Source organism: uncultured Dialister sp., from assembly GCF_937959425.1.
Taxonomy (GTDB): Bacteria; Bacillota; Negativicutes; order Veillonellales; family Dialisteraceae; genus Dialister.
The window spans coordinates 1-11,123 of the sequence record NZ_CALGPS010000150.1 but is presented as its reverse complement, the minus strand read 5'-3'; the positions used below and the strand labels follow the sequence as shown (position 1 = coordinate 11,123).

7 protein-coding genes, 4 tRNA genes and 1 riboswitch are annotated in these 11,123 nt (G+C 52.9%); all 11 genes read left to right on the top strand.

Annotation, left to right across the window (positions count from 1 at the left end; translation table 11 throughout):
• Positions 1-391: 391 nt before the first annotated feature.
• The 11 genes from Q0482_RS06320 (at position 392) to thiC (ending at position 10,744) form a co-directional block, all read left to right on the top strand.
• Positions 392-766: a hypothetical protein gene (locus tag Q0482_RS06320; protein WP_299144778.1), complete on the top strand. Its 375-nt coding sequence runs from the start codon at positions 392-394 to the stop codon at positions 764-766.
• Positions 767-772: 6 nt separating this feature from the next.
• Complete coding sequence (locus Q0482_RS06315; protein ID WP_296981156.1) at positions 773-1,438, top strand: DUF1638 domain-containing protein; 666 nt, start codon at positions 773-775, stop codon at positions 1,436-1,438.
• 15 nt (positions 1,439-1,453) lie between these two features.
• The gene (locus Q0482_RS06310; RefSeq protein WP_291055194.1) at positions 1,454-2,932 is read left to right on the top strand and encodes a DUF3375 domain-containing protein; all 1,479 of its coding nucleotides are present in this window, start codon (positions 1,454-1,456) and stop codon (positions 2,930-2,932) included.
• Positions 2,925-3,530, top strand: a complete 606-nt coding sequence (locus Q0482_RS06305) for a DUF4194 domain-containing protein (RefSeq protein WP_299144777.1) — start codon at positions 2,925-2,927, stop codon at positions 3,528-3,530. Before Q0482_RS06310 ends, Q0482_RS06305 begins: the two co-directional genes overlap by 8 nt.
• Positions 3,517-6,921 (top strand): ATP-binding protein, encoded by a 3,405-nt coding sequence (locus Q0482_RS06300; RefSeq protein ID WP_299144775.1) that lies wholly within the window; start codon positions 3,517-3,519, stop codon positions 6,919-6,921. Before Q0482_RS06305 ends, Q0482_RS06300 begins: the two co-directional genes overlap by 14 nt.
• Positions 6,902-8,065, top strand: coding sequence for a DUF3322 and DUF2220 domain-containing protein (locus tag Q0482_RS06295; RefSeq protein WP_299144773.1), 1,164 nt, complete (start codon positions 6,902-6,904; stop codon positions 8,063-8,065). Before Q0482_RS06300 ends, Q0482_RS06295 begins: the two co-directional genes overlap by 20 nt.
• A 392-nt stretch (positions 8,066-8,457) precedes the next feature.
• A tRNA-Asp gene (locus Q0482_RS06290) sits at positions 8,458-8,534 on the top strand.
• Positions 8,535-8,536: 2 nt separating this feature from the next.
• Positions 8,537-8,611 (top strand) — tRNA-Gly (locus tag Q0482_RS06285).
• A 3-nt stretch (positions 8,612-8,614) separates the two neighbouring features.
• Positions 8,615-8,688 (top strand) — tRNA-Cys (locus Q0482_RS06280).
• A gap of 30 nt (positions 8,689-8,718) precedes the next feature.
• A tRNA-Leu gene (locus tag Q0482_RS06275) sits at positions 8,719-8,807 on the top strand.
• A gap of 480 nt (positions 8,808-9,287) precedes the next feature.
• Positions 9,288-9,384, top strand: a riboswitch (TPP riboswitch).
• Positions 9,385-9,436: 52 nt separating this feature from the next.
• Positions 9,437-10,744 carry a phosphomethylpyrimidine synthase ThiC gene (gene thiC / locus Q0482_RS06270; RefSeq protein WP_297027940.1) on the top strand — a complete coding sequence of 436 codons (1,308 nt, stop codon included), beginning with the start codon at positions 9,437-9,439 and terminating at the stop codon, positions 10,742-10,744.
• The last annotated feature ends 379 nt before the right edge of the window (positions 10,745-11,123 follow it).

The window sequence follows — 11,123 nt, the reverse complement described above, 5'->3', positions numbered from 1 at the left end:
CCTTCCCCCCCTCTGCCGACCCCTTCCGGCTCGCTGCGCTCGCCACCCACCCCTTGCCAGGGGTGGGCAAGAGGCGTAGTGGCGTGGTTTCCTTTTCCTCCATAAACTTGCCCACCCCCGCACTCGGGGGTGGGGGGACCACGTTAGTGGTGGAAGGGGGAGGCCGCCGTAGGCGGCCGGTGCCCGCAAGGCGGGCACAATTGCTAAATGCTGCCCTGCTAATACTGCCCTGCTAAAAGGCACTACTTTCATTTATCATTTACCATTTCTACATTTCGTGAATTTTTGGAGAATTTTTCTCTAAAAATTTCTCCCTCAGCGATTTACAAATCTCTTCTCTTATGCCACAATAAAGGCAGCAGTTTTGTTTTTGTCCGGATGGGCGATTTTTATGGATGAGCTGAATTTTATCCTGCTGGCCATCGGGTTTCTGATGACTATCTGGAGTTATCAGGCAGTGAAGGGAAAGGGGCCGGAGCGGCGGTATCCTTTGTGGTACCGGGGGCTTCGGGTGCTTTTTATGTGCCTGATTCTTCTTCCCTGTATTCTGGTGACTGTTTCAGGAGTGCCGGATGGCTTGCTTTCTTATTTCCTGTATGCCCAGATAGCAGCTTTCGGCGGGCTTCTTTTTCTGGACGGGACGAAGTCCCGGTTTGGCAGGAAAGTGGCTGGTGCGGACAGCGGAAGCGGCAGGGGTATGATTGTATTTCTTGGGGCAGCTGCTACGGTTCTTATGTGGGCGGCTGTTCTTTATATGATGAGGTAATGTATCATGGGCAATCAGACGGTGATTTTGGCCTGCCCTACGCTGGAGGGGGAGCTGAAGGCAGCTTTGAAGGAGGCTTCGTCGGAGAGTGTGGTGTATTTCATGCCGCCCGGTCTTCATCGGGATCCCAAGGCTCTTCATCATTATGTGCAGGATAAGATCGACCATTTCTACAATATAGACCGTATCGTGGTGTGCACTACGGGATGCGGCGGCGGAAATATCGGCATTACTGCGTCTTCGGCGCCTCTGGTGTATCCAAAGACCCGGGACTGTCTGGACATTCTTTTGTCCGATGATTCGCTGGATAATCTGAAGCGGGATATATATGGCGTATTCATGACGGAGAGCTGGATGAAGTTTACCCAAGAATCTTCCCTTGATATGGCAAAGCTGGAGAAGAAGATGGGCAGGGACGAGGCCCATGAGTATCTTAAAAAATTGTACGCTCCGGTGCATGATTTCTATATTATAGATACGGGCTGCTATGATACGGCGCCGGTGAAGGCGTATATTGAGCCGCTGGTGGAGCTTCTGGGAAGGAAGCTTCATGTCATCAAGGGGAATTACGGCATTTTGAGGAAAATAGCCAAAGGCATCTTTGATGAGGATTTCTTCGTGGTGCCAAAGGGCGGTAAGGTGCAGCCTGGCTCTTTTTTGTCGAATTTTTAAATAAGGAGGATGTCCATGGCAAATGACAGCTTTATGGACCTGGACTCCCTGGCAGTTTTAAGAACAAACAGTCCATCGTGGAAGCTTCTGGCTTCTGATGATGCAGCTTTCTGTTGTTCTTTTTTTTATCGTGAATTTATTGAAAACAACGTGCGCAATCTGAGCGAGGCCAGGCTGGTGCTGGATATGCGCTCTTTTCTTTCGGAGAAGCACAGTCTTGCCGGCGAGGCCATTCCCGATGATGATGACCTTGCCGATGAGGCAAAGCTGTATCTTCGCCGGTGGTCCGATGAGGATCACCGCTGGCTTCGGCGGTTTTACCAGAACCGGCAGACCTTCTATGATCTGACCACCGCAGGGCAGAAGGCGGTGGAGTGGCTGGCCAGTCTGAAGAGCCGGTCCTTTATCGGCACCGAGTCCCGCCTTCATACGTTTTTCCATTTGCTTCATGAAATCGAGCATCAGGCCAATCCGGACCGTGAGGAAAGGCTGAAGTATCTGGAAAAGCAGAGAAACGAGCTGAACAGGAAAATCCGGGATCTGAAGGCAGGCGGCCGGGTGGAAGTGCTGGACGATGTGCAGATCAAGGAACGGTTCATGGAGGCCATGGATATTGCCGGCGGCATTCTGTCCGATTTCCGGGAGGTAAAGGATAAGTTCCAGCAGATTTATACCCAGTTCCGGGATGAGGTGAACGAATGGGAGCATGGCAAGGGGGCTCTCCTGGAGCAGTTCATTGCGGACCGGGAAGTGATCGAGGAGTCGGAGCAGGGGAAGAGTTTTGCCGCCTTCTTCGACTATCTTATGGCCTTTTCCCAGCAGCGGGATTTCGATGAGACCATGAGGAAGATTTTAAAGCTTTCCGCCCTGTCGAAGGATATGGACCGCTACGATGCCCTCCATATCAAGCAGGCCTGGGTGGACGGCGCAGAAGATGTGCAGCAGACCATTGCCAAGCTGTCGGAGCAGATCAGTTGGTATGTGAATGAGAACAATCTGCAGGAAAAGAAGAATATTTATTTCCAGATCAAGGAAATCGAAAAGAAGGCCCTTTCCATAAAGGGCTCGGAGCCAAAGGCGAAGGATTTCATGGAAGTGAGCGAGCTTTCGCCTAGCGTTTCCCTGCCGCTGGAGCGGGTGCCCCGCATGCCGCCGGCGAAGATGGAGCTTGAGACCCACAGTCTGGAGCTGGGGACCCACCATGGCAGTCTGGATGCCATTTTCAACCAGGTGTATGTGGATAAGAAGGTACTGAAGAATCATATCGATGAAATGCTGGAGACCTGGGACACGGTGACGCTGAAGGATGTGCTGGACATGTATCCCCTGGAAAAGGGACTGTTTGAGCTTCTGGCCTACATGGAAATCGCCAAAAGCGAGCATCACCGGTTCCTGCCGGTGAAGGACCGCATTGTCTTCCAGGGCATTGACGGACGAAACCGGTATGTGGACATGGACCGTATCGTATTTGAAAAGAGGGACAGGAATGGATAAGGCAGACATACTATTTTCCACGACGCTTATCAACCTGCTGCAGGGGGTGGTGCGGAAGGAAGACAATGCGGAAATCTGGAACACCATCCGGAGCCAGCAGTTCCGCATCGACGAATATATGGAGAAAATCGGCCTGTCGCTGGTCATTGATGATGAAGGAGGCTTTGCCTTCCTGAAGCAGCGGGACGATGATGTGCTGCCCCATCTGGTGAAGAAGCAGCCTCTGACCTTCCGCATGAGCCTTTTTCTGGCCCTTCTCAGAAATGAAATCAATGAGTACGACAGCGGAAGCGGCGAAGGGGCCCTGGTGATTCGTGAAGAGGAAATGGTACGGCGCATGAAGCCCTATTTCCCCGATGTATCGGATGAAGTCAAGTTTACCAACTCCATCGACCGCTGTTTTTCCAAGGCTTTGGAAATGAAAATCCTGGTGCCGGTGAAGGACAATGAGTATGAATATGAAGTGCAGCCGGTGCTCCGCCGTTTCATTGATGCGGAGTGGCTGTCGGAGTTCAACAGGCAGCTGGATAAATATATGGAAGAAAACGGACTGACCGTGAAGAAGGAAGAGGAGGCGAAGGAAGATGAATCTGTTTGATGAAAGCTCCATGGCCCGGCCGGGGTACCGGCTCCGGCGGCTGGAGGTCTATAACTGGGGTACCTTCGACCAGGCGGTGTGGCCCTTTGAACTGGGCGGCGACACCTCCCTCCTCACCGGTGAAATCGGCTCAGGAAAATCCACCCTGGTAGATGCCATCCTCACCCTGCTCATTTCACAGCAGAAAATCAACTACAATAAAGCCGCCGATTCCGGCAGCAAGGAAAGAAGCCTCAACTCCTACGTCCGCGGCTACTATGCCAAGAGGAGCAATGCGGAGGGGGAGGAGGAGCCGGTGGCCCTCCGGGACAAGAATCAGTACTCCGTCATCCTCGGCGTCTTTTTCGATGAAATCAGCGAAAACTATGTGAGCCTCGCCCAGGTCTTCTATTTCACCCCGGGCAGTGAAAAGCCTACCCGCTTTTTCGTGGTGGGGGAAAGGGATATGTCCATCCGCCAGGACTTCGGAAACTTCGGCACCAACATTGGGGACCTGAAGAAAAAGCTGAAGCGCCTGCCCTATGTGCACATTTTCAATGATTACGGCGAATATGCGGTGAAGTTTAAATCCCTCTTCGGCATTACCCAGGACAATGCGCTGGACCTTTTCCAGCAGACCGTGTCCATGAAGAAGGTGAACGGCATTACGGACTTCGTGCGCCGGAACATGCTGGGGGAAATGGATATGAGCAGCATGGAGGAAAATATCCAGCACCTTCTGTCCCGTTTCCATGATTTAAAGAGCATTCACGATGCCATCGTCAGGGACCGGGAGAAGATGGAAATCCTGGAGCCTCTGGCAGCGGCGTCGGACAGCTATGATGAGTGTCTGACAAAGGAGTCGGAGCTTTCCCTTATGGCCGACGGTGTGGGACCCTACCTGGCCAGAGAGGAAATCAAAATCCTGTCGGAGGAGCTGGAAAAATGCGGCCGCCAGATGGGGGATCTGGACAGCCGGCTGGCAACGCTGCAGGATGAGTCCAGCCATCTGTCCGATGAAATCGACAACAAGAAGAAGGAAATGTGGGAAAACGGCGGCGCCCGTCTGGAAGGAGCCAGAAAGGACCTGGCAGGCTACGAGAAGGACCTGAAAATCGTTTCCCAGAAGGCGGAAGAATACAGGGTGCTGGCAGATGCCCTGGGCCTTGCGCTGCCCGTGTCTCTGGATGAATTCATCAAAAGGCGGCAGGAGCTGTCGGATCTGGCGGATAAGCTGGAAAAGGAGTATGACCGTCTGGATGCAGAGAAATCGGCGGCAGACAGTAAGGAAAGAGAAATCGTTGAAAAAATCGGCCAGGACCGCATGGAACTGGAATCTTTGAAGAAGCGGGATTCCAATATTCCTGAAAGGTTCGTAGCCATCCGAAAGCAGCTGGCTTCGGACCTGGTGGTGCCGGAAAGCGATATGCCCTTTGCCGGTGAAATCATGGAAGTGAAGCCGGAGGAGCAGAAATGGGAAGGTGCCCTGGAACGACTGCTGTCGGAATTCGGCGTGTCCATGCTGGTGCCGGAGTCCCTCTACGAAAAGGTCATCGGCTGGATGGAGCACCATTTTCTCCATCAGCGCATTGTGTACTACCGGGTGGAAGAATACACCCAGCCTGTGCGCATGACGGACCTTCCTGCCAAAGCGGCTGCCCGGAAGCTGAATATCAAGAAGGACTCTCCCTTTGCCTCCTGGCTGGCAGGGGAGCTGTATCACCGCTTTGACCATATCTGCGCAGAAAGCACTGCCGATTTCAAAAAGGCATCCTTCGCCCTCTCTCCGGAGGGGCAGATCAAGGCCCAGGGGAAATGGCACAAGAAGGATGACCGCTATCGTATCGACGACCGCCGTCATTATGTGCTGGGCTTTTCGAACAAGGAAAAGATTGTTCTCATTTCCAAAGAACTGGACCAGCTGGCCAAAGACAGGGAAGAAGCAAGAAAGCATATCCGGCAGGTGAAGGCAGAACGTGACCGGTACAATGAACAGAGAAATGCGGCAGCAAGGCTTCTCACCATCCACAATTTCAAGGATATCGACAGGAAATCCTTCGAAGACCGGGTGCGCCGGCAGAAGAAACTCATCCAGAGCCTCACCGGCCACGACAATATCCTTTCCCGGCTGGAAGCGGAAATCAAAAAGCTGAAAGCAGACTGGCAGGACAATCAGGACGATATGAGCAGCCTACGCAGCGAGAAGGGGAAACTGCAGGCTCTGATGGATATGCACGAGGAAAAGAAGCGGGCCGATGAAAATACTCTGGAAAGGGCATCCGACCAGATCCGTACAAAGGCCTTCGACTTTCTGGAAGCTCACCGGACGGACATTATCGGCAAGAAGGGCCTTTTCACCCTGAAATCCATGCAGGACAAGAACGCCGACTACAACCGGTGGATACGGAAGGCCCGGGAGGCCAACGATGAAAAGAAGGGAAAATCATCGGGAGAAATGGCCAAAGGCATGACCCACTACCTGCAGTACCTGACTCTTCACAACGAGTCGGACCCGAACCTTACCACCGACATGAACAGGGCCAACCGCAATGAATACAAGGAAATCTTCCGCCGTATCAAGGAAGACGACCTGCCCCGGCTGCTTCCGAAATTCCAGAAGCGTCTCCGGGAAAATACCATCCAGGATATGGCCATTTTCCAGTCCAAGCTTTTCACCGCCCGGGACCGGATCCGGGAGAAAATCGAGGAAATCAACCATTCTCTCTACGATATCGATTACAACAAGGGACACTATATCGAGATCGAATGTGTGGAAACGCTGAACATGGAAATCAAAAAATTCCGTCAGCAGCTGAAGAAATGCACCGACAGCAGCCTCTCCGGCAGTGACGACCTTTATAATGAGGAAAAATTCCTGGAAATCGAAAAAATTCTGGACCGTTTCAGCTCCAGCCGGCCGGGACAGGCGGAGGAAGACAGGAAATGGACCCGCCTGGTGACGGACGTGCGGAACTGGTTCACCTTTGCCGTTTCCGAAAGAATCAGAAAGCCCGATGGCTCCCGGGGAGAAGAATTCGAACATTACACCGATTCCTCCGGCAAATCCGGCGGCCAGAAGGAAAAACTGGCCTACACCATTCTGGCGGCCAGCTTCGTGTACAGCTTCGGCATTGCAGGAAGCGGCAGGCTGCCCACATTCCGGTTCACCGTCATCGACGAAGCCTTCCTGAAGAGCTCCGACGAATCGGCAAGGTTCGGCCTTTCCCTTTTCCGCCGCATGGGACTGCAGCTTCTGGTGGTGACGCCGCTTGCCAAGATTCCCACCATCGAACCTTTCATTTCCCATCTGGGCTACGTGAGCCAGAACGAAAACAGGCAGTCGGAGCTGAGAAATATGACCATCGGCGAATACAGAAAGGAATTCCTGGCCCATGAGAAGAAGACGGTATGACGAAGAGCTTCTGAAAAAACTGAAAAAACAGGAAGAGAAGGGCACCCTCTACGAGGCCCTGACCAAAGAGCGGGAAGAGCCCTATTTCCGCATGGTACTGAAACGGCCGGAGGAAACGGAAGAGGACTGGAGCCTCCTCCTTTCCTGGTCCGACTACTGGCGCCATCCGGTGAAAGACGGCAGTGGAAAGCCTCTGTGGCGCATTGATGAAAAGGGAAAGAACACGAAAACCTTCGGCCGCCAGACACTGCCGGTACGGGTCTTCGTGGACCGCCCGGAGGATGCCTTTGCCCTCCTTGGCATGAACGGGGAGAAAAGAGAATTCCTCTCCTCCTTGAAGGAAGTGGATGAGAAAAACGGCGCTTTGAAAGATTGGTTCATCCATTACTATCCCCGCATCCGCAGCGAAGAATTTTATCCCCTTTTCTTTAATATCGCCGATTTCTTCCAAAAACAGGAAGAGAAGGAGGGATACCTTCGGGAAATCTCCATTCCCGGCGTGGATACCAAATTTCTGGAAAGACATGCCTTCCTGGTGCGCACCCTGTGGAATGCCCTTTTTCCGGATAATCAGGTGGACAGCAATGAAGAAATGAAGGAAAAACTTTTCGTCAAAGACGTGCCTACCCCCTCCATCTGTGCCAGAAGTCTGGATGCGTCCATGCTCTTCTACGGCGTGCGGAAATTCTTCCTCTCCAACGACGATGTGGCCCGTTTCAACCCGCCTCATAAACGGATATTCATTACGGAAAACAAGGTCAACGGCTACACCTTCCCCGACTGCAGGGGCAGCCTCATCCTCTTCGGCATGGGCTACGGCGTGCTGGAACTGGCCAGACAGGCCAAATGGCTGGCAGATAAAGAAGTGTACTACTGGGGAGATCTGGATTCCGACGGCTTTAACATCCTATCCTCCCTCCGCCACATCCTACCCAATGTTCACTCCTTCCTCATGGATAGAGACACCCTTCTTGCCTACGTGGATAAGGAAATCAAAGATACCGGAAACACCGCCGTTATCCCTGACAGACTGACGGTGAGCGAGAAAATGGCCTGGAAAGAAGTGCACGACCATGGCTGGCGTCTGGAACAGGAACGGATTCCTTCGGAGGAAGTGGAATGGGCAGTGGAGCAGCTGGAGTAGAAGGGGCAGACGTCAGATGATGAGATGAGTCATAGGGGCAGGAAACGGTATGCGAAAAGTTTCCTACTCGACTTGATGCTTCTGCAATTCATTCCGACAGGGAGCTGTATGTGAAAAGTTTCCTACTCGACTTGACGCTTCTGCGATTCATACCAGTAGGAAACTATTTGTGAAAGGTTTCCTGTTCGTCATGAGACAGATGGGGGTCATAGGGGCAGAGACCCAATTTCTTTTCATAAAAATGAAAAAATTTTTTCAGAAGATTTTGGGAAATGTGACCTATACTATGATTTCCTCTCTTTTTCTTTCATTTTTACCATAAAATGACAAATCCATCCATTCCCTTGACAAAAAGGGGCAGGATGGGTATACTTATTAAGTAACTTACGTGCGGCCCGGTGGTGTAGTGGTCTAACATGCCGCCCTGTCACGGCGGAGATCGTCAGTTCAAATCTGATCCGGGTCGCCAGCGCGGAAGTAGCTCAGTGGTAGAGCACAACCTTGCCAAGGTTGGGGTCGCGGGTTCGAGTCCCGTTTTCCGCTCCATATGGCGGCATAGCCAAGCGGTAAGGCAGAGGTCTGCAAAACCTTTATCCCCAGTTCGATTCTGGGTGCCGCCTCCATATTAATTATGAACATCATAGTGTTTACCTGCCGGGGTGGCGGAACTGGCAGACGCAAGGGACTTAAAATCCCTCGAATCGTGAGATTCGTACCGGTTCGATTCCGGTCCTCGGCACCAATGATGATGTAGTCGGAACTTCAGGTTCCGGCTTTTTTGTTGGGAAAGAGAGATTTGAGGTTTGAGGGATTAGACGGTCAGACATCAGATTTCGGTATTCCTCAGGGCTTCGCCCAGCTTCTTCCTGGGGAAGGAGCCTGTGTTACGTGCTATGCTTTGAGGCCATTTGAATAGAGCGGCAGGGGGGATTTCTCGGCTCCGTTGCCGGTGTTGGTTCAGCAATGGGGGCTCCCATATCCAGAGCTGCGGTGAGCCATTCCTTTTTGGCGTCTTCCGCGTTTTCGACAACACTTTTTAAGGTATCGCCGGTGATTATGCATCCGGATCCGGCACGATTTCCAGTCGGTAAGGCAGATGCATGTAATAATCAATCGTTTTCATCGGATGATTCCTCCACTACTTTTTTGACCAGTTCAATGAATTTAAAATATGAAAGCTGTGAGTCTTTTTGCTTCCAGATAGACGCCATATGGTATAATAAGTTCATGCTGGGGGAGTCGAAAGACTGAGAGGATGGATCCGACCCTTTGAACTTGATGCGGTTTATACCGACGTAAGGAAGCAGAAAATCTGTTTGTTCAAAGCCCGCCATGGCGGGCTTTTTATTATGCATGAAATGGGAGGCACATATGACACAGCTGGAAGCGGCCAAGCAGGGTATCATTACGAAGGAAATGGAGACAGCGGCGCGGGAGGAAGGCGTTTCTGCGGAGTTTATCCGTCAGGGGATTGCGGAGGGCACCATCGTCATTCCTGCCAATAAGTATCATACATCCCTTCATCCCTATGCCATCGGCAAGGGGCTTCGCACGAAGATGAATGTGAATCTGGGGATTTCTGAGGATGTGTGCAATTATGAAACGGAGCAGGCGAAGGCGAAGATGGCCTGGGAGATGAAGGCGGAGGCCATTATGGATCTGTCCTGCTACGGGGAGACGGCGCCTTTCCGGCAGTGGCTGGTGAAGAACAGTCCTGCTGCCATCGGCACGGTGCCCATGTACGATGTGAAAGGCGTGCTTCATAAGGGCCTCAAGGATATGACTGCCGATGACCTTTTTTCCGTGGTGGAACAGCATGCGAAGGACGGCGTGGATTTCATGACCATTCATGCAGGACTGAACCGGGAGACGGCAAAGCATATTATGAGAAATAAGAGAATCACAAATCTCGTTTCCCGGGGCGGCTCCATTCTTTTTGCCTGGATGTACATGCATGGAAAGGAAAATCCTTTCTATGAGCAGTATGACCGGCTGCTGGAACTCCTGAAGAAATATGATGTCACCCTGTCTCTGGGGGATGGCTGCCGCAGCGGAAGCGGCCACGACTCCACCGACGCCATCCAGATTTCCGAGCTCATCAATCTGGGCGAACTGGTGGTTCGCGCCCGGAAGGCGGGGGTGCAGGTGATGGTGGAAGGACCGGGCCATATGCCGGTGTCTGATATCCGCATGAATGTGGAAATTGCCAAGAAACTCACCCATGGGGCACCGCTCTACGTGCTGGGGCCCATTGTCACCGACGTGGCACCGGGCTATGACCACATTACCGCTGCCATCGGAGGTACCCTGTCCGCGGCCTGCGGCGCCGATTTCCTCTGCTACGTGACGCCGGCGGAACATCTCCGTCTCCCGGATCTGGACGATGTGCATGAAGGCATCGTGGCTTCCAAAATCGCCTGCCATGCGGCAGACCTGGCGAAAGGAGTGAAGGGGGCTGCCCTGTGGGATGAAAAAATGTCCTGGGCCAGAAGAAAGGTGGACTTCAAGGAAATGATTCCCCTGGCCATCGACCCCGCCAAGGCCCGCCGCTACCGGGAAAGCAGCCAGCCGGAGGATGAATTCACCTGCACCATGTGCGGCTCCATGTGCCCCATGAAGACACTGGATGAAATCCTGAACAACAGGAACCCGGAGGACGACCCTTTCAAGAAGGCATAAGGATGCTTTGGAAATGGTAAATAATAAATGCCGCTATTGTCTTGCGGCGTAGGAGCGATAGCAGTCAGCTTTTAGCAATTTGTGCCCGCAAGGCGGGCACAGGCCGCCTACGGCGGCCTCCCCCTTCCACCACTTCGTGGTCCCCCCACCCCCGAGTGCGGGGGTGGGCAAGTTTCGGGGCCGGAGGCCTCACTCCCCCTTTTTTTGCCACCGGAGCGGGAGAGGGCTGCGCGGCGGCAGGGAGATTGCCGAAGGCAGGGCAATGGTAAATGGGACAAATGATAAATTGTAAATGGTAAAAGAAGAAGGCGCCTTTTAAAAAGGGCGCCTTTTAACAGTGGGCTGGGGCGACGCCTGACGGCGGAAACGGGGTCGGGGT

Coding starts and splice junctions, on each gene's coding strand:
- thiC (WP_297027940.1), top strand. CDS start 9,437: ATGACACAGCTGGAAGCGGCCAAGCAGGGTATCATTACGAAGGAAATG.
- Q0482_RS06320 (WP_299144778.1), top strand. CDS start 392: ATGGATGAGCTGAATTTTATCCTGCTGGCCATCGGGTTTCTGATGACT.
- Q0482_RS06305 (WP_299144777.1), top strand. CDS start 2,925: ATGGATAAGGCAGACATACTATTTTCCACGACGCTTATCAACCTGCTG.
- Q0482_RS06315 (WP_296981156.1), top strand. CDS start 773: ATGGGCAATCAGACGGTGATTTTGGCCTGCCCTACGCTGGAGGGGGAG.
- Q0482_RS06300 (WP_299144775.1), top strand. CDS start 3,517: ATGAATCTGTTTGATGAAAGCTCCATGGCCCGGCCGGGGTACCGGCTC.
- Q0482_RS06310 (WP_291055194.1), top strand. CDS start 1,454: ATGGCAAATGACAGCTTTATGGACCTGGACTCCCTGGCAGTTTTAAGA.
- Q0482_RS06295 (WP_299144773.1), top strand. CDS start 6,902: ATGAGAAGAAGACGGTATGACGAAGAGCTTCTGAAAAAACTGAAAAAA.